Annotated in this window: 23 protein-coding genes; 13 read left to right on the plus strand and 10 right to left on the minus strand. The window is 65.0% G+C overall.

The window, feature by feature from the left end; all coding sequences use genetic code 11:
• The first annotated feature begins 117 nt into the window (after nucleotides 1-117).
• The 8 genes from PHA8399_RS05200 to PHA8399_RS05235 all read left to right on the plus strand — a co-directional run bounded on the left by PHA8399_RS05200 (nucleotide 118) and on the right by PHA8399_RS05235 (nucleotide 6569).
• The gene (locus tag PHA8399_RS05200; protein WP_058285118.1) at nucleotides 118-915 is read left to right on the plus strand and encodes a S49 family peptidase; all 798 of its coding nucleotides are present in this window, start codon (nucleotides 118-120) and stop codon (nucleotides 913-915) included.
• 1 nt (nucleotide 916) lies between these two features.
• Complete coding sequence (locus PHA8399_RS22625) at nucleotides 917-1090, plus strand: hypothetical protein (RefSeq protein ID WP_058285119.1); 174 nt, start codon at nucleotides 917-919, stop codon at nucleotides 1088-1090.
• Complete coding sequence (locus PHA8399_RS05210; protein ID WP_058285120.1) at nucleotides 1087-2055, plus strand: calcium/sodium antiporter; 969 nt, start codon at nucleotides 1087-1089, stop codon at nucleotides 2053-2055. Before PHA8399_RS22625 ends, PHA8399_RS05210 begins: the two co-directional genes overlap by 4 nt.
• Nucleotides 2036-2863, plus strand: coding sequence for an SDR family oxidoreductase (locus tag PHA8399_RS05215; protein WP_280137378.1), 828 nt, complete (start codon nucleotides 2036-2038; stop codon nucleotides 2861-2863). The genes PHA8399_RS05210 and PHA8399_RS05215 overlap by 20 nt, the downstream gene beginning before the upstream one ends.
• Before the next feature lie 299 nt (nucleotides 2864-3162).
• On the plus strand, nucleotides 3163-5064 hold the full coding sequence (gene uvrC, locus PHA8399_RS05220) for an excinuclease ABC subunit UvrC (RefSeq protein WP_439330518.1): 1902 nt from the start codon (nucleotides 3163-3165) through the stop codon (nucleotides 5062-5064).
• A gap of 137 nt (nucleotides 5065-5201) precedes the next feature.
• Nucleotides 5202-5873, plus strand: a complete 672-nt coding sequence (pgsA, locus tag PHA8399_RS05225; protein WP_008554844.1) for a CDP-diacylglycerol--glycerol-3-phosphate 3-phosphatidyltransferase — start codon at nucleotides 5202-5204, stop codon at nucleotides 5871-5873.
• The gene (moaD, locus tag PHA8399_RS05230; protein WP_058285122.1) at nucleotides 5873-6118 is read left to right on the plus strand and encodes a molybdopterin converting factor subunit 1; all 246 of its coding nucleotides are present in this window, start codon (nucleotides 5873-5875) and stop codon (nucleotides 6116-6118) included. Before pgsA ends, moaD begins: the two co-directional genes overlap by 1 nt.
• A gap of 4 nt (nucleotides 6119-6122) precedes the next feature.
• A complete protein-coding gene (locus tag PHA8399_RS05235) occupies nucleotides 6123-6569 on the plus strand; it encodes a molybdenum cofactor biosynthesis protein MoaE (protein ID WP_058285123.1) in 447 nt (148 codons plus the stop codon).
• A gap of 332 nt (nucleotides 6570-6901) precedes the next feature.
• Here PHA8399_RS05235 and PHA8399_RS05240 read toward each other — a convergent pair whose 3' ends face one another.
• From PHA8399_RS05240 to ubiA, 3 genes are read right to left on the minus strand one after another with little or no spacing between them, the layout of a single operon-like run.
• Nucleotides 6902-7216 carry a hypothetical protein gene (locus PHA8399_RS05240; RefSeq protein ID WP_008556394.1) on the minus strand — a complete coding sequence of 105 codons (315 nt, stop codon included), beginning with the start codon at nucleotides 7214-7216 and terminating at the stop codon, nucleotides 6902-6904.
• Nucleotides 7216-9120 carry an OmpA family protein gene (locus tag PHA8399_RS05245; protein WP_058285251.1) on the minus strand — a complete coding sequence of 635 codons (1905 nt, stop codon included), beginning with the start codon at nucleotides 9118-9120 and terminating at the stop codon, nucleotides 7216-7218. The genes PHA8399_RS05240 and PHA8399_RS05245 overlap by 1 nt, the downstream gene beginning before the upstream one ends.
• A gap of 60 nt (nucleotides 9121-9180) precedes the next feature.
• Entirely contained in the window at nucleotides 9181-10143 is a 963-nt protein-coding gene (ubiA, locus tag PHA8399_RS05250) for a 4-hydroxybenzoate octaprenyltransferase (protein ID WP_058285124.1), read from the minus strand.
• Between the two features lie 12 nt (nucleotides 10144-10155).
• Here ubiA and PHA8399_RS05255 point away from each other — a divergent pair, with 12 nt between their 5' ends.
• The 4 genes from PHA8399_RS05255 (at nucleotide 10156) to PHA8399_RS05270 (ending at nucleotide 14165) form a co-directional block, all read left to right on the plus strand.
• Nucleotides 10156-10881, plus strand: a complete 726-nt coding sequence (locus PHA8399_RS05255) for a 16S rRNA (uracil(1498)-N(3))-methyltransferase (RefSeq protein ID WP_058285125.1) — start codon at nucleotides 10156-10158, stop codon at nucleotides 10879-10881.
• On the plus strand, nucleotides 10881-11861 hold the full coding sequence (locus PHA8399_RS05260; protein WP_058285126.1) for a hypothetical protein: 981 nt from the start codon (nucleotides 10881-10883) through the stop codon (nucleotides 11859-11861). The genes PHA8399_RS05255 and PHA8399_RS05260 overlap by 1 nt, the downstream gene beginning before the upstream one ends.
• Nucleotides 11862-12201: 340 nt before the next feature.
• A complete protein-coding gene (locus PHA8399_RS05265; protein WP_058285127.1) occupies nucleotides 12202-12729 on the plus strand; it encodes a hypothetical protein in 528 nt (175 codons plus the stop codon).
• A 65-nt stretch (nucleotides 12730-12794) separates the two neighbouring features.
• Entirely contained in the window at nucleotides 12795-14165 is a 1371-nt protein-coding gene (locus PHA8399_RS05270; RefSeq protein WP_058285128.1) for a glutamate--cysteine ligase, read from the plus strand.
• A gap of 51 nt (nucleotides 14166-14216) precedes the next feature.
• On the opposite strand, the gene PHA8399_RS05275 is transcribed toward PHA8399_RS05270, so the two are convergent.
• Together PHA8399_RS05275 and PHA8399_RS05280 are read right to left on the minus strand one after the other, a co-directional pair.
• The gene (locus tag PHA8399_RS05275) at nucleotides 14217-15089 is read right to left on the minus strand and encodes a DUF805 domain-containing protein (protein ID WP_058285129.1); all 873 of its coding nucleotides are present in this window, start codon (nucleotides 15087-15089) and stop codon (nucleotides 14217-14219) included.
• A gap of 165 nt (nucleotides 15090-15254) precedes the next feature.
• Nucleotides 15255-15731: a YHS domain-containing (seleno)protein gene (locus tag PHA8399_RS05280; RefSeq protein WP_058285130.1), complete on the minus strand. Its 477-nt coding sequence runs from the start codon at nucleotides 15729-15731 to the stop codon at nucleotides 15255-15257.
• Between the two features lie 240 nt (nucleotides 15732-15971).
• Between PHA8399_RS05280 and lfb1 the strand changes: the two genes are divergently transcribed.
• The gene (lfb1, locus tag PHA8399_RS05285; protein WP_058285131.1) at nucleotides 15972-16325 is read left to right on the plus strand and encodes an LIC10280 family protein; all 354 of its coding nucleotides are present in this window, start codon (nucleotides 15972-15974) and stop codon (nucleotides 16323-16325) included.
• On the opposite strand, the gene PHA8399_RS05290 is transcribed toward lfb1, so the two are convergent.
• From PHA8399_RS05290 to PHA8399_RS05310, 5 genes are read right to left on the minus strand one after another with little or no spacing between them, the layout of a single operon-like run.
• Nucleotides 16315-16587, minus strand: a complete 273-nt coding sequence (locus PHA8399_RS05290) for a hypothetical protein (RefSeq protein ID WP_082649464.1) — start codon at nucleotides 16585-16587, stop codon at nucleotides 16315-16317. The two genes, lfb1 and PHA8399_RS05290, sit on opposite strands and share 11 nt — an antisense overlap.
• A complete protein-coding gene (gene plsY / locus PHA8399_RS05295) occupies nucleotides 16584-17189 on the minus strand; it encodes a glycerol-3-phosphate 1-O-acyltransferase PlsY (RefSeq protein WP_058285132.1) in 606 nt (201 codons plus the stop codon). The genes PHA8399_RS05290 and plsY overlap by 4 nt, the downstream gene beginning before the upstream one ends.
• Complete coding sequence (gene pyrC, locus PHA8399_RS05300; RefSeq protein ID WP_058285133.1) at nucleotides 17189-18499, minus strand: dihydroorotase; 1311 nt, start codon at nucleotides 18497-18499, stop codon at nucleotides 17189-17191. Before pyrC ends, plsY begins: the two co-directional genes overlap by 1 nt.
• Nucleotides 18496-18879, minus strand: a complete 384-nt coding sequence (locus PHA8399_RS05305) for a hypothetical protein (RefSeq protein WP_058285134.1) — start codon at nucleotides 18877-18879, stop codon at nucleotides 18496-18498. Before PHA8399_RS05305 ends, pyrC begins: the two co-directional genes overlap by 4 nt.
• Nucleotides 18879-19412 (minus strand): hypothetical protein, encoded by a 534-nt coding sequence (locus PHA8399_RS05310; protein ID WP_058285135.1) that lies wholly within the window; start codon nucleotides 19410-19412, stop codon nucleotides 18879-18881. The genes PHA8399_RS05305 and PHA8399_RS05310 overlap by 1 nt, the downstream gene beginning before the upstream one ends.
• Nucleotides 19413-19416 lie beyond the last annotated feature (4 nt).

The following is a 19416-nucleotide window of genomic DNA, read 5'->3' on the forward strand; positions in this document are numbered from 1 at the left end:
TCCCAGCGTAAATCAGCGTTGCATTTATGCCCGCGGAGGCGGCGGTTTTTGCGTTTCGCCATAAAACCCCGGGGGGTGCATCTTGTTTCACCCCGGGCGGCCCTCTACATCGGCGCCATGAGAATTCACCTGCCTTTCCTGAAAAGACAGCCGCTGGTGGCGGTGGTGCGCCTCAACGGCGCCATTGGTATGCCGGGGCGCGGCTCGCTCAGCGATGCCGCCCTGGCCCCGGTGCTGGAGCGCGCCTTCCGCAAGGGCAAGCCGGCCGCCGTCGCGCTTGAAATCAACTCCCCCGGCGGCTCGCCGGTGCAAAGCTCGCTGATCGGTGCCCGCATCCGCCTCCTGGCGGAGGAACTGGGCATCCCGGTCTATGCTTTTGTCGAGGACGTTGCTGCCTCCGGCGGCTACTGGCTGGCCGCTGCTGCGGATGAGATCTGGGCCGACGCCAGCTCGGTGCTGGGCTCGGTCGGGGTGATCTCCGCCGGGTTCGGCGCCCATGTGCTGCTGGCCCGCCAGGGTGTGGAGCGCAGGGTTTACACCGCGGGCGAAAGCAAATCCATGCTGGATCCGTTCCGTCCGGAAAATCCCGAGGACGTGCAGCGCCTCAAGGTGATCCTGAACGACATCCACGCCAATTTCATCGACCACGTCACAGAACGGCGCGGCGCCAAGCTGAAGAACGATGAAAATCTGTTCACCGGCGAGATCTGGCTGGCGCGCAGAGCTGAAGAGCTGGGCCTGATCGACGGTATCGGCCACCTCAAACCCAAGATGCAGGAGCGGTTCGGCGAGAAGGTCCGCTTCCGCCGCTACGGCCTGAAGAAGCCGTTCTGGAGCCGGTTCGGCATGCGGCTTGCCCAGGACGCGCTGGCCGGGATCGAGGAACGTGCCGAATACGCGCGTTTCGGGCTCTGACGTGCTGTTCAAGATCGTTGCCCTCTTTCTGGTGGTGATGGCCGTGCTTGCGATGTTCGGCAAGCTGCGGTTTCCCGGCCAGAAGCACATCAATTCCAGGCGCTGCCCGGCCTGCGGCCGCTTCCGGATCGGCAAGGGGCCGTGCGCCTGTAAAAAAGGAGATCGTGGCAAATGATGCCATGGCTGTATTCGGCGCTTGGTTTGGTGATCCTGCTGCTGGCGGGCGATGCGCTGGTGCGCGGCGCGGTAAACCTCAGCCTGCGGCTGGGGGTGCCTGCGCTGATCGTCAGCCTGACCATCGTTGCCTTTGGCACCTCGGCGCCGGAATTGCTGATTGCCGTCAGTGCAGTGCATGAAGGCGCAGACGGCATCGCGATGGGCAATGTGGTCGGGTCCAACACAGCCAATATCCTGCTGGTGCTTGGCATCCCCGCGCTGATGCGGGCGCTGCACACCAGCGAATGCAGCACCCGCAGGAACTATGTCTTCATGCTGGGCGCCTCGGTGCTGTTTATCGGTCTGGCTTTCAGCGGCACCTTCACGGTCTGGTCCGGCCTGATCCTGCTGACCGCACTGGCCGGGGTGCTGGGCGTGGCCTTCCGCGATGCCCGCAAACACCGCCGCAATGGCAAAGGCAATGGCAATGGCTGCGCCGCGGATACGGACCTGGAAGAGATCGAGGAAGCCGATCCGGACATGCCGTATTGGCGTGTCGGCATCTACCTGCTGCTGGGCCTGATCGGCCTGCCGCTGGGCGCCGACCTGCTGGTGGACAACGCCTCGATCATCGCGCGTCTTTACGGGATCAGCGAAACCGTGATCGGCCTGACATTGGTGGCGGTGGGCACCTCGCTGCCGGAACTGGCCACAACCACAATGGCGGCGATGCGCCGCCAGGCGGATGTGGCGCTGGGCAACGTGATCGGCTCCAACATGTTCAACCTCCTGGCCATCATCGGCATTGCCACCTTTGTCGGTCCGATCAGCGTCGATCCGGAGTTCCTGCAGTTCGACCTTTGGGTGATGCTGTCGGCCTCGCTGCTGCTGATCCCTTTTGTCTTCTTCAAGCAGGACATCACCCGGGCCTGGGGTGTCATTCTCAGCGCGCTCTATCTGGCTTATATGGTCGTCCTGTTCTAACTCTAGGCCGACAGCAGCAGGGGAGGCGCAGATGCGGGCATTGGTGACAGGAGCGGGCAGGCGGCTGGGCAGGGCGATGGCTCTGGAACTGGCCGCGCGCGGCCATGACGTCGCCGTCCACTATGCAACTTCCGCGCAGGATGCCGAGGAAACTGCCGTGGAAATCCGCGCACAGGGCCGCCGGGCGGCGGTGTTGCAGGCGGATCTCCTGGACGAGGCGCAGTCCCAGGCGCTGCTGCCCCGGGCGGCTGAGGCGCTGGGCGGGCCCGTCACCTGCCTGGTCAACAACGCGTCCATTTTCGAACACGATACGCTGGCCAGCGCCACCCGGGACAGTTGGGACCGACACATGGGCAGCAACCTGCGGGCGCCTTTCGTGCTGCTGCAGGCGATGGCGGCGCAGGACGTGCCGCTGGAGACCGACGCCCGGGGCGAGCCCTGTGCCTGGGGGCTGGCGGTCAACATGATCGACCAGCGGGTGCGCAAGCTGACACCGGAGTTCATGAGCTACACGCTGGCGAAATCGGCGCTGTGGACCCTGACCTGCACCGCGGCCCAGGCGCTGGCGCCGCAGATCCGCGTCAACGGCATCGGTCCGGGGCCGACGCTGCAGGGGCCGCGCCAAAGCGCGGAGCAGTTTACCCGCCAGCGCCAGGCCACGATTTTGCAGCGCGGCGCCGACCCGCAGGACATCACCGCGGCCTTGTCGTATCTACTGCAGGCCAAGGCGGTGACCGGCCAGATGATCTGTGTGGACGGCGGCCAGCACCTGGCCTGGCAAACACCCGACAGTGACGGGCTGGAGTGACGCAAACAGGGGCGAAACCATACCTTTCGCTGCAAGTTTTGCACCGGTGTGCCTGCCGTCACGGAAGCGTTACAAAAGTGCCTTTCTTTTCAGAACCTTGACAGGCTGCCTAAAAAATAAATAGTCAAATCAGCACCTTAACAATGTGCCTAAATTTTAGGCATCCGTCCGAAACCATCTCGAAATAAGGAAAAACGCGGGATAGCCCAAAGATATCTTCGTAGTTATCCACAACTTCCGTGGATTTTACCGCTCTTGATCCGGACAGGCAAACATTGCAGCCAGGAGCGGGGAATCATATGTCTGAGCATATGAACGACCAGCCTGCCGAAACATCCCCGGATTCGCCCGCCAAAAAGCCCAGAATCGGCTATGCCGTGATCCAGGATTACGTGAAGACGTTGGACGCCTCACCCGGGGTTTACCGGATGCTGGATGCGGACAGCCGGGTGCTCTATGTGGGCAAGGCGCGCAATCTCAAGGCGCGGGTGTCGAACTATACCCGCCCCGGCAACAGCCCCCGGATCGAGCGGATGATCGCGCTCACCGCCTCGATGATGTTCCTGACCACGCGGACAGAGACCGAGGCGCTGCTGCTGGAACAGAACCTGATCAAGCAGCTGAAACCCAAGTACAACGTTCTGCTGCGCGACGACAAAAGCTTCCCGAATATTCTGGTGGCCAAGGATCACGCCTTTCCGCAGATCAAGAAGCACCGGGGCGCCCGCAAGCAGAAGGGCAGCTATTTCGGCCCCTTTGCCAGCGCGGGCGCGGTGAACCGGACATTGAACCAGCTGCAAAAGGCGTTCCTGTTGCGCAATTGCTCGGATTCCATGTTCGAGACCCGCACCCGGCCATGCCTGCAGTACCAGATCAAGCGCTGCTCGGCGCCTTGCACCGGGCTGATTTCTGAAGCGGACTATGCCGCCAGCGTGCGCGACGCCGAGCGCTTCCTGTCCGGCCGTTCCACCAAAGTGCAGGAAGAGCTGGCAGAGCAGATGATGGCCGCCTCCGAGGCGATGGAATTCGAGCGCGCCGCCGCCTTGCGCGACCGGATCAAGGCGCTGACCCAGGTGCAGTCCTCCCAAGGCATCAACCCCCGCGGCGTCGCCGAGGCCGATGTGATCGGCCTGCACATGGAGGGCGGCCAGGCCTGCGTGCAGGTGTTCTTCATCCGCGCCAACCAGAACTGGGGCAACCAGGATTTCTATCCGCGGGTGGATGCCGACAACAGCCCGGCAGAGATCATGGAGGCCTTCCTCGGCCAGTTCTATGCCAACAAGGAGCCGCCGCGGCAGCTGATCCTGTCCGACGCCATCGAAAACGCCGACCTGATGGAGGCGGCGCTGAGCGGGACGGCAGGCCGCAAGGTTGAACTGCTGGTGCCTCAGCGCGGCGAAAAGACCGAACTGGTGGCCTTTGCCGTGCGCAACGCCCGCGAAAGCCTGGCCCGCCGGATGGCCGAAAGCGCCACCCAGGCCAAGCTCTTGCGCGGGCTGGCAGCGGCCTTTGGCCTCGAAGGCCCGCCGCAGCGGATCGAGGTTTACGACAACTCTCATATCCAGGGGACCAACGCCGTGGGCGGCATGATCGTGATGGGGCCGGAGGGCTTCCTGAAAAACGCCTACCGCAAGTTCAATATCAAGGGGGATGACCTGGTGCCGGGCGATGACTTCGGCATGATGAAGGAGGTGCTGCACCGCCGCTTCTCGCGGCTGCTGAAGGAAGACCCGGACCGGGGCAAGGGGCTGTGGCCCGATCTGCTGCTGATTGACGGCGGCGCAGGCCAGGTGTCAGCCGTGACAGAGATCATGGAGAAGCACGGCGTGCAGGACATCCCGATGGTAGGGGTGGCCAAGGGGGTCGACCGCGATCACGGCAAGGAGGAGTTCTACCGCCCTGGCGCGCCGGTCTTTGCCCTGCAGCGCAACGACCCGGTGCTATATTTCATCCAGCGGATGCGGGATGAGGCGCACCGGTTTGCGATCGGCACCCACCGCGCCAAACGCGCCAAGGCGGTCAGCGCCACGCCTCTGGATGAAGTGCCCGGCGTTGGGGCCTCGCGCAAACGCGCTTTGCTGTCCCATTTCGGCAGCGCCAAGGCGGTAAGCCGCGCAAATCTGTCCGACCTCAAGGCGGTGGAGGGCATCTCCGAGGCGCTGGCGGAGCGCATTTACGACCACTTCCACAGCAGCGGGTGAAATAAGCCCTTGAAAACCGGACCACTCCCTTGTTCATCTGGCCAGAAATATCCCCGCCGGAGGCATCCGCCCCCAGGGGGCGGATTTTTGTCTGCCATCTGCTTTCCACACGCCAGCCAGCCGGATAATGTGCCCGCATGAAATGGACCCTGCCAAATATCCTCACCCTGCTGCGGCTTGTCGCTGCGCCCGGCCTTGCGGTGATGTTCCTTTACTTCTCGCGGCCCTATGCAGACTGGTTTGCGCTGCTTTTGTTCATCACCGCCGCGGTGACCGACTGGTTTGACGGCTATCTGGCCCGGGCCTGGAAGCAGGAAACCAAGATTGGCGCGATGCTGGATCCGATTGCCGACAAGGCGATGGTGGTGATCGCGCTGATGATTTTGGTGGGCTATTCGGCTGAGCACTGGACCCCCTGGCTGGTGCTGCCCGCGACGGTGATCCTGTTCCGCGAAGTGTTTGTCTCCGGCCTGCGCGAATATCTTGGCGACACCGCCGGCACGCTCAAGGTCACCAAACTGGCCAAGTGGAAAACAACCGCCCAGATGCTCGCCATTGCCACGCTGTTCTCGCAGGGCATCTTCGAGCATTACCTGGTGATGTCCTCCTTTGGCATGGATGATCAGATCTACAGCCAGGTCATTGCAGGCGAGCTGGAGGATCTGTTCGGACTGCGCTGGAAGGAGGCCGGGGTGTTCTGGACCGGCCGCATCGGCCTGTGGCTGCTGTGGATCGCCGCGGCGCTGACCGCGATCACCGGGCTGGATTACCTGCGCAAGGCGATGCCGCATCTGAAGGAGGCGCATTGATGGACATTCTGTATTTTGCCTGGGTGCGCGAGCGTATCGGACTGCCGCGCGAGCAGGTGGAGACTTCTGCCGCCACGGTGGCGGATCTGGTCGAAGAGCTGCGCGCGCGGGAAGAACGCTACGCTGCCGCCTTTGCGGACCTCTCCGCCTTGCGGGTGGCGCTGGACCAGGAACTGTCGGAGTTCGACGCCTCCTTGGACGGTGTGCGCGAGGTAGCCTTTTTCCCGCCGATGACCGGCGGCTGAGGCGATGCGGATTTCCGTCCAGGAGGCCCCGTTTGAGCTGGGCGCCGAGAGCGACGCTTTCGCCGAGGGCGTTGCGGGGGCCGGTGCGGTGGTGACCTTCACCGGCGTTGTCCGGGACGCCGATCAGTGCGGGCTTGCCGCGATGGAGATCGAGCATTACCCCGGCATGACCGAAAAAGCCCTGACCGCCATCGCGGAAGAGGCGATGAAGCGCTGGTCGCTGGCCGATGCGCTGGTGATCCACCGCCACGGCCGCCTGGCCCCTGGCGAGCGGATCATGATGGTCGCCACCGCCGCCCGCCACCGCAAGGATGCCTTTGAGGCAGCGGAATACCTGATGGACTACCTGAAATCCCGCGCGCCGTTCTGGAAGAAGGAAATCCTGGCAGGTGGCGGCTCGGACTGGGTGGCTGCCAAGGACGCCGACGAAGACGCATTGAAGCGCTGGTAGTCTGCAGAACCAAGGCGGGGGCTCCCGCCAGCTAATCGATCATCACAGATGATCTCTATCTGTTGGGCCCGGCGCCGCGCTGACGCGCGACGGCGGCCGCCTGCAGCAGCCGGCGGGTCAAGGAGGCCGCAGGCCCCGCGAAGCGGCTTGACCTTGACGCGCCAACCTTCAAATACAATCGAATGAGGCCAAGATGGGCAGACCTGCCCGTTCAGGCCTTCTTAGCATAAAGAAAACGCCGCGCGTCAGCGCGGCGCCGGGCCCAAGGCTGTTCAGGATGTGCTGGCGCAGCCATCACGGCCTGCAGGCGCGGGAGTGCCCCGCTTGGACCCTTAGTGCGGGATTTGGCTGCGCAGTTCTTCGGCCTCGCGGCGGGCCTCGCGCAGGCCGTCCATTGCCGCGCGCAACTCGGCTTCGGTCTGGGTCAGCTGGTTGGTCAGCTCCGCCTCGCGCTGCTGCAGATAGGTGATCGCCTGGTCGCGGGTCTCCTCTGCCTCATGCAGCTCCTGGCTCATCCGGTCGAGGTCGGCCACGTCGCTCTGGCGCACCCGGGTGAAGCGGTGCACCAGCCAGTTGGCGAACCAGCCGATGGCAAAGGCCGCAAACAGGATGATCGCGGTGGTGATGATGAACTCGGTTCTGTTCATTACTCTGTGGTCTCCTGTGCGTCCTCTGCGCCTTCGGCGTCCTCGCCGCCGGCGGTCTCGTCACCGGTGCTGCCTTCTGCGCTCCCCGCCTGTGCGGCAGGGCGGATCAGCTTGAATTCAATGCGGCGGTTGGCCTCGCGGCCTTCCTCAGTGTCATTGCCGGCAATCGGGGTGCTCTCGCCATAGCCCTTGGCGGCAAAGGTCGAGGTCACAACCCGGCGCGCCCGCAGCTCGTTCAGCACCGATTGCGCCCGCGCCTGGCTCAGGTTCTGGTTCATCGCCTCGCGGCCCTGGCTGTCGGTGTGGCCCTGGATCTCCAGCCGCACCGGGCCGCAGCGGCCCAGGATGTCCGCGATCCGGTCCATTGTCCCGGCGCTGTCCGCGGCGATGGTGGCGGAGCCGGGCTCGAATGTGATCTTGCCGTCACTCTGGGCGCTGGCAAGCTGCGCCTCGCAGAGTTCCGGCGGCAGCGGCTTGTCCGTCGGCTCCGGCGGCTTTTCATAGGTGATGTCGAGGCCATAAGTCTCGGCCTCGCCCAGCTTGGCCGACAGGAAGCGGGCGATTTCCGCCGGTGCGTCCTTGCGGTGGCTCATGCCGCGCAGTTCCAGGTTGCCGGGTGTCACCGTGACCGCGCCGCGCTGCAGATAAGACAGCGCTTCCAGCCCCGCCAGCACCCGCACCGGCCAGTCAGCGGGCAGGTTGGCGGCGACCCGCGCCGCTGTATGCACATTGCCGGAGCCGAACCGCGCCTTGGCGTAGCTGTCCGCAACCTTGCGCAGGGCGGCATCGGACAGGCGGCCGCGCAGCTGCACCTGACCCTCGGGGCTGAGGGTGGCGGTGAATTCCGGCACGCCGCCGGCATCCTGCGCCTCTGGCACCGGCAGCACCGCGTGCAGGGCAAAGACCCGGGGCAGGGCACCTTCCAGCTCGCCCACCACGTGATCAAAGCGCGCCTCCGGAGTGCCTTCGGCGGCCACCAGCGTGATATCCGCATTGGCGATAGTGACCGAGCCGCCGCCCAGCTCAGCAAGGCCGGCAATGCTCAGCTCTGCCGCCCGGGCCCAGTTGGGCGAGGGCACGCCCATGCCGATCACGCAATCCGCATCCCCCTGCAGCCCGGCCTTGCGGGCGGCAGCCAGGATACGGTCGCGGCTTTCCTCGCTTTCGGCAGAGCAGGCGTCAAACTCCGCGCTGTTGCCGTCCAGCAGGAAACGCAGGGTGAACGGGGTGATCACCGGCCGCGGTGCTGCGATGTCGAGCGCCAGCCGCAGTCCCGGCGGCGCGGTGCGGCCCAGCCGCTCTTCCAGCTGCGCCTTGGCCTCCTCGCTGCCGGAAATGGCCGTCACCGAGACCTCTCCCGCCGAAACGGAAATCTTGGCGCGCGGCAGCAGTTTCAGCGCCTCCACAGCAAAGCCCATCGCCTCCGGCCAGCCTTCGGGAATGCCGTATTTCGCGGTTTCCAGGAAGTCGGCCACATGTTCCGGCCCGGCCAGGCTCTCCAGCTCCTCAACCAGCGCGGCGCGGCCGGAGCCTGCGGGGATCAGTCCAATGATGGAAATGCCGCCGTCATTGCGCAGGATTTCCGCCGAGAACCGCGGCGGCGCCAGGCCATCCGCAGGCGGAACCTCCATCCCGTCCACGATCCGGGCCGCGTCGACAACCGTGCCCACCAGCGATTTGACCGAAAACCGCGTGGCCTCATCCGGGGCGGTGCCTTCCAGCAGCACCTGCAGCCCGTCTGCCGTCACCTCCGCCCAGGTATAGCCGCCGCCGTCCAGCGCCGCGCGCACGCCGCGCTCAGTGCTCTCTTCCACGGCGGTGACGGCAAATCCGGCGGCAACAAGGCTCAGCCCGGCTGCGGCGGCAAAGGCCAGGCCCGGGATCATCAGCTTAGACAAGCGCATATGGCGGCACATTCCCAGTTTGCGTTACAGGCTCTTACCCCGCGAGCGGCCGCGATTCAATCACACGAACATGGCCAGGACAAAGAAGATCAGCGGAATCAGGCCGGTATCGCGGTTGAGCCGGAACAGCTGCAAAAGCCGCTGGCTGTTCTCTGCGTCAAAGGCGCGCAGCTGCCAGGTCATATGCCAGCCCATCGCCCAAGGCCCGGCCAGCGCCAGCACCAGGGCCAGCACCGAAGCGCTCTCCAGCATCGCTCCGATGACTGCCAGCGCCATCAGGCTGACAAAGGCCACGATGAAGCGGCGCAGCCACACCGGTGTCTGCGTCCCGAACAAGCGGGCCGTGGATTTCACCCCGATCAGCGCGTCGTCCTCGGTGTCCTGATGGGCATAGATGGTGTCATAGAACAGCGTCCAGGCGATCCCGGCCAGATACAGCAGCACCGGCGGCCAGCCCAAGGAGCCGGTATGGGCCACCCAGGCCAGCATGGCGCCCCAGTTGAAGGCGAGACCCAGAAACACTTGCGGCCACCAGGTGAACCGCTTGGCAAAGGGATAGACCGCGACCGGCAGCAGAGACAGGATGCCCATGGCGATGGCCGCCTGGTTGAAGGTCAGCAGAATCATCAGGCCAGCCAAGCATTGCAGCGCCATCCAGGCCAGCGCGCCCTTGACCGTCACCTGGCCGGAGGGGATGGGGCGCGACCGGGTGCGCTCGACCTGGCCGTCGAAGTTGCGGTCGGTGATGTCGTTCCAGGTGCAGCCCGCGCCGCGCATCAGCCAGGCGCCGGCGGCGCAGCCGATGGCGATCCACAGATCCTGCCAGCGCGGGCTCTGATCCGCCAGGATCGCTAAGGCCAGCCCCCACCAGCAGGGGATCAGCAAGAGCCAGGTGCCGATCGGCCGGTCGGCGCGGGAGAGCCGCAGATAGGGGCGCGTCCATTCCGGGGCATGTGTGTCGACCCAGTTTCCGGTAACCGCATCCGCGACCTGACCCTCTGGCGCTGGCTTCTGGCCTTGCATATGTAGGACCCCATGAGTGCAAAAATCAGACTGTATGTAGAGCACCCCTTGGGGGCAGGGCAAACGGTTCCTTTGGACCGGGATCAGGCGCATTACCTGTTCGGGGTGATGCGGCTGGCAGCGGGCGCTGCTGTGGCGCTGTTCAACGGCAAGGACGGCGAGTGGCTGGCCGAAGTGGCCGAGACCGGCAAACGCGGCGGCACGCTGGTCTGCCAAGTGCAGACCAAGCCCTTGCAGCTGCCGCCGGACCTGTGGCTGATGTTCGCGCCGATCAAGAAGGCGCGCACTGATTTCATTGTCGAGAAAGCGGCCGAGATGGGTGCTGCCCGCATCCTGCCGGTGCAGACCGAATTCACCAATTCCGAGCGCATCCGCCAGGACCGGCTGCAGGCCCATGCGGTCGAAGCCGCGGAACAATGCGGCGGTACTTATGTGCCGGAAGTGGCGGACTTGCAAAAGCTCTCCCGCGTCCTGGACCAGTGGCCCGCCGGGCGGCAGCTGATGTTCTGCGACGAGGCTGAGGTCGGCAATGCCCTGCAACTGGCGGCTCAGACGCAGAAGGGCGCGCCCTGGGCCATCCTGATCGGCCCGGAGGGCGGGTTCTCGGAGGCTGAGCGCAAGCGCCTGCACGCGCTGCCGCAATCCCACGTCGTCAGCCTTGGCCCCCGCATCCTGCGGGCCGATACGGCGGCGGTGGCGGCCATGACGCTGTGGCAGCAGGCACTGGGGGACTGGTAATGGGATATCTTGAACCGCTGCCGTTTTTCGCCCGCCCGAAGGGCGCCGCCCGCCAAATGGCACGGGTGCAACTGCAGGCGCAGCTGAAATGGCCCGGCGCCGGCATCAGGCTGCAAAGTGCGCTGAAAGTCTCCAAAGAGACCTCGGTCTTCCGCGGCTATCGCGGCGAGGACCCGGTGGTGGTGAAGAAATTCTGGGATCTCAGCGCACGGCGCGGCTTTGTCGGCGGCACTGTGCAAGCGTTCCGCCGCTTTGAGCGCCTTGGCGCCCATCCGGACTTCTCCGTCAACAGGTGTTTCGCCAGTTCCGGCCATCTGGGCCTTGTGGTGGTAAGTTTCGAGGCCGGAACGCCGGTGGACAAGCTGCTCAAGCAGACCGCCGCAAACCGGCCGCAAATCCTGCGGCAATGCTGCGCGTGGCAGAGCTGGGCGGGGCAGGGCGAAATCATTCGTTCCGCCCTGCCTTCGAACCTGATCGAAGCTGAAATCCGCACCATTCTCGGCGCCAGTGCCCGGCACCCGGACGCGGCGCTGCTGGCCGAACTGGGCAATGAACTGCTGCGGTTGCTGCCGCTGCTCGACGGCCAGCCGGCAGCGCGGGCGCCCGGGCATCCCGACTTCGCCCCCCGCAACCTGATTCTGCGCCCGGACGGCGGCGTTACGGCAGTCGATATCCATCGCAGCGGCACCTTCTTCCAGTCCCGTCAGGCGGCCATATTTCTCGTGTCCAAAGACTTCCAGAGCGAGTGTGCAGAAGGTTCGTTGCTATTCGGGCTGGACCAAAGTGAGATGCTGCAGTTTCTGGCCCAATCGAGCGTGCCAGAGGACGAAATCAATACAGTTCTGGTTTTCTTTATCGGTCTGACTCTTCTCAGAATGTACTCTACCAAACCGAGGCGCGGGCGGCCCATGAAGATGAGGCGCCGCAGAATCCGGGCTTATCTCAACGACCTGAGGCGAGGCGTTGGAATCAGAGCATGACTTTCATCAGCCCCGAACCCCGCATTTTCCTGCATGGCGTGCGGATCGCTTTCGTCTGCCCCAAGATCAGATTCTGCTAACCGGATCCTGTTATACCGGCTGCAGCTTCCGGTTCAGCGTGCCGGGCCGGGCGAAAATGCGTGGTGCGAGCCGGCCAGAGGGGCAGGACTGCCTTCGACGAGTACTGGATTGCCGGGTTTCAGGAGCCCGTCACGGGCAGCTGCGGCTAAAACCGCACGGCGATCGGTGCGTTGCCCATTGCATCCGCCGGCTTGGCTGCTCAAATAAGAAGGGTGGGGCGGGACGCTGCCCCGCCCGACGTTGGAATAAGGCGAAGCAAATGAGTTTCATCCGCCCCGAAGCCCGTGCCACCCTGTGGCAATGGCGCGAAGTATTGGCCGCCGTGCTGATGTTCCTGCTCGGGCTGAAATGGGCGTTTTCTTCGGCCGGGTTCACAGCCATCACCGGCTGGGCCCTTGTGGCCACCGGCCTGGTGACCGCAGTGATCGGCGCGCAGCGGATGCGGTTCCGGCGCGGCACAGCCGGGCCGGGCGTGGTGCAGGTGGACGAGGGGCAGATTGCCTATTTCGGTCCTCTGACCGGCGGTGCGGTGGCGGCCTCCGAGCTGGAGCGGCTGGCGCTCGACCATTCCTCGAAACCGCCGCACTGGCTGCTGGAGCAGCCGGGCCAGCCGCCGCTGGCAATTCCGGTGAATGCCGAAGGCTATGAGGCGCTGTTTGACGTCTTTGCTGCGCTGCCGGGCCTCAAAACCGAGCGCATGCTGACCGAGCTGCGGCGCAAAGGTGCTCACCAGGTCGTGATCTGGGAGCGCAGATCCAGCCGCCCGGAACATCTGCGTCTGCATTGACACCGGCGGCGATTCCGCCCACGACTGACCCTTCAACACAGACCTAACAGGACGGAGTGCCAGGCATGTCCATTCCCCAGTCCGGCGGCGGGCCGATCGAACGTCATGAGCAGCTTGCCGAATACCTTGCCGACGGCTGCAAGCCCAAGGACGCCTGGCGCATTGGCACCGAGCATGAGAAGTTCGGCTATTGCAAGGACACGCTGAAGCCGCTGCCCTATGCTGGTGAGCGCTCGATCCAGGCGGTGCTGGAAGGCCTGCGCGACGGCCACGGCTGGGCGCCGGTGATTGAAGGCGGCAACCTGATCGGCCTGACAAAAGGCGGCGCCAACATCAGCCTGGAGCCGGGCGGCCAGCTGGAACTGTCGGGCGCGCCGCTGGAAACCATCCACGAGACCTGCGACGAGGTGAACGCCCATCTGCGCGACGTCAAGGACATCGCCGATAAGATCGGCGTCGGCTTCATCGGACTGGGCGCTGCTCCGGTCTGGAAGCATGAAGACATGCCGCTGATGCCCAAAGGCCGCTACAAGCTGATGGACGCCTACATGCAGGAAGTCGGCACCATGGGCACCACCATGATGCGCCGCACCTGCACCGTGCAGGTGAATCTCGACTTCTCCTCCGAGGCCGACATGGTGCAGAAGCTGCGGGTGGCCCTGGCGCTGCAGCCCGTCGCCACGGCGCTGTTCGCCAATTCCCCGTTTCTGGACGGCAAGCCGAACGGCCACAAATCCTGGCGCTCCCGCGTCTGGCGCTCGCTGGATGCCGACCGCACCGGCATGCTGCCGTTTGTGTTTGAAGAAGGCTTCGGGTTCGAGGCCTGGGTGCAGTATGCGCTCGATGTACCGATGTACTTCGTCTACCGCAACGGTGAATACATCAACGCGCTGGGCATGTCCTTCCGCGACTTCCTCAAGGGCGGGCTGCCCGCGCTGCCGGGGGAGACCCCGACGCTGAGCGATTGGGCGGACCACCTGACCACCATCTTCCCCGAGGCCCGCATCAAGAAGTTCATCGAGATGCGCGGTGCCGACGGCGGCCCCTGGCGCCGCCTGTGCGCGCTGCCCGCCTTCTGGGTCGGCCTGACCTACGACCAGAGCGCGCTGGACGCGGCCTGGGACCTGGTCAAGGGCTGGGACGCCGAGACCCGCGAGGGCCTGCGCGTGGCGGCCTCTGAGCAAGGATTGCAGGCCAAGGTGAACGGCATCAGCATGCATGAGCTGGCGCGGGAGGTGGTGGCTATTTCGGAAAGCGGCCTCAAGGCCCGGCACAAGCCCGGCGCGGGCGGCCTGGTGCCGGATGAGACCCATTTCCTGAATGCCCTGAAAGACAGCCTCGAAAGCGGCAAGGTCCCGGCAGATGAGCTGTTGGAGCGCTATCACGGCGCCTGGGACGGGGACCTCAACCGCATTTACAGCGAATTCGCTTATTAAGACTGCAAGGGCCGCGTTCACGACGCGGTCCTTTGGTTTCCAAAGCCGGGCTCAGCTGCCCGGCTTGCCCAGTACCCGGCGCTGATATAATTCCCGGGCCTGCGCCATGCGCGCCGCCTGCAGCTTTCTTTCCTCTTCCTCCGTGCGCTTGGCCAGATAGGCATAGCCCGCATAGGCGTTTCCTTCACCGCCGCGGGCCTCGCGCGTGCGGGGTGGCACCGGGCTGGTGCCGTGTGTATTGCCGCCGCGTTCTGAGGGAAGCAGCATGAAATAGAGATGCAGCAACAGCGCGATGAATGGTCCAAGCGCGATCAGCGTGAAGTGGAACAAGTACTGAAACGCCAGGACGGGATCATGCTTCGCTATGGCGCCGGTCTGATCCAGCACACCGCCCGGATCGGCCTGCGCTGCAACGCCCAGCAGCATCGCTAGAATGGCGTCCCAGTCCAGTGCATTGGCGATGGCTGCCAGATTGAACAGCGCCTCCCAGAAGCTGCCGGACAGGGAAGCCGTCACTGCCCCGGCGACCATCAGCCCGGGGCCAAGGCCGCTTGGATCACTCATCGGAATTGCTGTCAGAAGGCCAACGCTCAACACCAGACCCAGCGAAACTGCAGTGAACGGCAGCTTGGCCCATCTGCCGCTGCGCCCGGCATCATGCAGCCTGCGCACGGTCAGCGACAGCCGCGGAATGAAGGTGAACAGGAACAACCCGAGCGAGCCATAGTGGAAGGGGTTCAGCGGCGGTACCTCGCGGCGCAGGAGGTGCCCCCAGACTTCCGAGGCATCACCAGGCAGCATAAGGAAAATAAACAGCCAGACCAGCGGGATGACGCACCAGTACTCTAGGCGGGTGGCGCGGCCGTCAAAGTCGAGAAACTTGAAAGCAAAGCTTTCAAAGGCGGGAAGAATGCGGGAAATCATTGGAAACCTGCTGCATTTTAATCTCCCTTGGGTTGCGCAGGAAACTGCGGCGGAATTGGGGCCCGGGCAGGGCAGGCCCGTGGTATCAGCCGCGGCCGCTCATCAAAAATCCGGCGGCAGGATGTCCTGCCGCCGGCTGCGTGCTTGTGAGTGGTGGCCTGAGCCTTACTGGGTCTGCAGGTCCGCCGGATCCTTGTCCGCGATGCCGTCCCAGTTGGAGTCGGCTTTTTCGATGAAACCGGGAATGTCGCCTTCCCAGCGGGTTTGAATATCCTTGGCGAGGTTCAAATACAGCTTGTCGTCGACGATCTTCCACAGGGTCGGGTCACCGTCGAATTTGAAGCCCATCGCCGCGCCAAAGGCGCAGTAGCCGCCGTATTCAGGCAGGTAGGCTTCGGGGTTCTTTTCAAATTGGGCTTTGTTCTCTTCAGACGCGAAACGGTACAGCGCGTCGTTGTGCGTGGCGGTGATTTTCCAGTTGCCCGGAGTCGGCTCCCCAACCGTGAAATAGGCTACCGGGTCATAGCCCTGCAGCGCCAGACCGGTGGAGGAGGCGTTGATCTCAACCCCCGCCGCCAGGGCTGAGGTTGCCATCGCAACCGACAATGCCACACCGCTGATCAGTGCTTTTACTTTGTTCATGGTCCCGTCCTTTCAAATCCTGGCCGCGGCGTTCCCAAATGCTTGCCCGGCCGGTGTTTCACCATGTGCGCCGCGGAATGCTGCGGGTCACGGCACCGATGTGGAGGCCCGGGCGATCACGTTCAAAACAACTCAATTTGACTGTGCACCGGACGGCAGCGGGTTGTGCATTCCTGCGCAGACCGGGTGACAGGCCGCGATGCGGCGGGCAGGGTAGGGGCAGGCAAACCGGAGGCAAACATGAAACACCCATTCCCCGCCCGCCGCGCGCTGCTGTGCGGGCTGGCCGCGGCCTTGATGGCGGCGGCAGTGCCGGTCAGCGCCCAAGACATCAGCGGCAGTTACCGTGCCGAGGGCCGCAACCCGGACGGCAGCAGCTATTCCGGCACCGTGCAGATCCGTGACAGCGGCGGGGTGATCGAGATGCAGTGGCAGGTCGGCACCCAGACCTATGCCGGCAGCGGCACACGCAATGGCGATGTGGTCTGGGTGAATTGGGGCGATACCTATCCGGTGGTCTATGTGCGGATGCCCAGCGGAGAGCTGCATGGCACCTGGTCCAACGGCCGGGCGCTGGAGCGTCTTATTCCATAACGTTCAGATCAAGAACGAAGCGGACCACCTTTTCCGCGGGCATCTCGCAGGGTTTCAGCCGCGCGCCCGAGGCCAGCCGGTAGAGGTTGAGGCTGATGTAATCGCCGCCGCCGAGTTCGCGCGCCACCAGTTTCTGCGCCTTGCCCGCGGCCAAATTCTGCCGGATGACCGCGTATTTGCGCCCGTCGGCCAGACTGGTGAAGGCCCCCAGCGGCAGCGCGTCAAAAGCTGCAAGGAAGGCTTGCAGCTCTGCGGTGGTCACTTCTGCCCGATCCTGGGTTCGGTGCCTGCGCGCAGCCGGGCGATATTGGCCGAATGGCGGACAAAGACGATCGCCGCCAGCAGCACCGACAGGGCAATCACTGCCTGATATCCCAGCACAAACGCCCAAACCGGCGCTGACAGGGCCGAGACCAGCGCCCCCATCGAGGAAATCCGGCTGGCCGCCGCCGCCGCCAGCCAGGTCAGGCAGCAGGCAATGCCCGCGGGCCAGGCCAGCGCCAGCAGCAGGCCGAGGAACGTGGCCACGCCCTTGCCGCCCTTGAACCCCAGCCAGACCGGAAAGCAATGGCCGAGGAAGGCCATCAGCCCCGCCGCCTGCGCCGCATCCTCGCCGGCCAGGGAGCGGGCCAGCAGCACCGCCGCCGCGCCTTTGCCGCCATCCAGGAGCAGTGTCAGTGCCGCGGCGGCCTTGCTGCCGGTGCGCAGCACGTTGGTGGTGCCGATATTGCCGGACCCGATCTGGCGCAGGTTGCCAAGGCCGAAGGCCCTGGTGACTACCAGCCCGAACGGCACCGAGCCAAGGCCGTAGCCGATCACCGCCCAAAGGATCAGAACGGCGGCGGAGCTTTCGATAACTGGCATCAGGTCCTCCGGTAAACTGGCTCACCGGCCACATAGGTTGCTTCCACCCGGCCCTGCATCCGCTGGCCGTCGTAAGGCGTGTTCTGCGATTTCGAGCGCAGTTTGAAGCGGTCCAGCACAAAGGGCACATCCGGATCGAACAGCACCAGATCGGCCGGCGCGCCTTCGGCCAGGCGGCCGCTGTCCAGCCCCAGCCGTTTCGCCGGGTTCAGCGCCATCGCGCGAAACAGCGCGGGCATATCCAGAAGCCCGTCATGGTACAGACGCAAGGCGGCGGGCAGCAGCGTCTCCAGCGCGACCGCGCCGGCGGCGGCTTCCTCGAACGGCAGCCGCTTGCTTTCCTCATCCTGCGGCGTGTGCATTGAGGATATGACGTCAATGAGCCCAGTTCGTACCGCCTCGACAACCGCCAGCCGGTCATCCTCGGAACGCAGGGGCGGCTTCACCTTGAAAAAGCTGCGGTAGCCGGCCACGTCCAGTTCGTTCAGAGTCAGGTGGTGGATAGAGGTGCCTGCGGTGATATCCAGCCCATTGGCCTTGGCGCGCTCCAGCGCGGGCAGGGCGCGGGCGGTGGTGATTTGGTCCGCGTGGTATTTCGCGCCGGACATTTCCAGCAGCGCAATGTCGCGGTCCAGCCCCATCCGCTCTGCCATCGGCGAGACCGAGGGCAAGCCGTAGAGCGCCGCAAGCTTGCCGCTGGTGGCCGACACGCCGGCGCTCAGGCCCGGCTCTTGCGGATGGGCGATGACCAGGGCGCCGCAGGAGCGGGCATAGGTCAGCGCCCGCTGGAACACCTTGGTGTTTTGCACCACGTGGTCGCAATCGGAAAACGCCACCGCGCCCGCATCCATCAGAAACCGGATCTCGGTCATTTCGCGGCCCTCGCGCCCCTTGGTGAGCGCCGCCATCGGCAGCACGTTCACCGGCGTGTCGGCCTGGGCGCGCCGGGTCACGAACTCCAGCGTTTCCGGGCTGTCGATCGCGGGCGCGGTGTCCGGGCGGGTCACGATGGTGGTGACGCCGCCGGCAGCTGCCGCCAGACCCGCGGATTTATAGCTTTCCTTGTGCCGCTCGCCGGGCTCGCAAACCTTGACACCGATGTCCACGATCCCCGGCGCCAGGCATTTGCCGCCGCAGTCCACCTGGGTCACGCCGTCCTGGCCGATGTTGCGGGCGCTCAGCAGCGCGGCGGCGCCGGTGCCATTCCTGTCAACCGCCGCGATCCGTCCGTTCTGCACCAGAACCATGCCCAGCGTATCGGTGCCTGCCTCTGGGTCGATCAGGCGGGCGTTGATGAAGAGAGTGCTCATGCCTTGGCTCTTTCGATAGCGTTGAGAGTCGCGGCCGGGTCGGCCTGGTATTTGATCAGGTGCTTGTCGCCGCCTTTGGTGACCACCTGCACATAGCTGCCCATGGTGCGGACAGTGCCGATCTGAGAGAGCGCGACGCCGCGCCCGGCCGGGCCGCTGAGGGCATCTTCCGTCAGGGTCCAGACCACCGCCAGCTCCTCGCTGGCCATGTACCAGCCGCGCAGGGCGATGGCCGCCAGGCCGCCGATGGCTCCGGTCCAGATGTGCGGGCTGCCCATGATCCACAGAACCGCCATGGCGCCGCCCATGCCGATGGCCGCCATCCAGGCGTGAGCGCGGAAATAGGCGCCGCGGTCCGGTTTGAATTCGCGTGCCGCCATCAGGTCACAAGCACCCAGATCAGCAGCGCAATCAGCAGCATGACAACGGTAAACAGCACAGCCCCGATGCGGCGGGACTGGGCCCGCGCCGCGCGCGGCGTCAGTTTCGGGGCAGAATAAGGCTTGGCACTCTCGGCCGTTTCGGGCGGCGCGCTCCAATTGGTCTGCCGCTCGCCATAGGTGCCGATCAGCTTGATCTGATCCGCCGGGGTCAGCCGCGTCTCCTTGCCGTCAAACGCGCGGGAGCGGATCAGCAGCACATGACCCTCCTGGGCCTGCAGAACCTCCCGGTCCTCCTCGACCTGCGCGCGCGGCACGCCGCAGCCTTCAGTGAGGTAACCGGTCAGGCCGATGTCCTCCAGATCGGAGACCGGGAAAATTTCCACCTGCTCCATGTCGAGCGTCTCGGCCCCCAGCACCTGCGCCAGCGCGCCAGGTTCCTTCAGGAAGGCTGCCTGCTCCGGCCGCATGGCGAGTTCGAACAGCCGGATCACGCCGCGTTCGCCTGCCGGGATATGGATCACGCCGTCCATGCCG

Origin of the sequence: Leisingera aquaemixtae (genome assembly GCF_001458395.1) — a bacterium.
Classification (GTDB): Bacteria; Pseudomonadota; Alphaproteobacteria; order Rhodobacterales; family Rhodobacteraceae; genus Leisingera; species Leisingera aquaemixtae.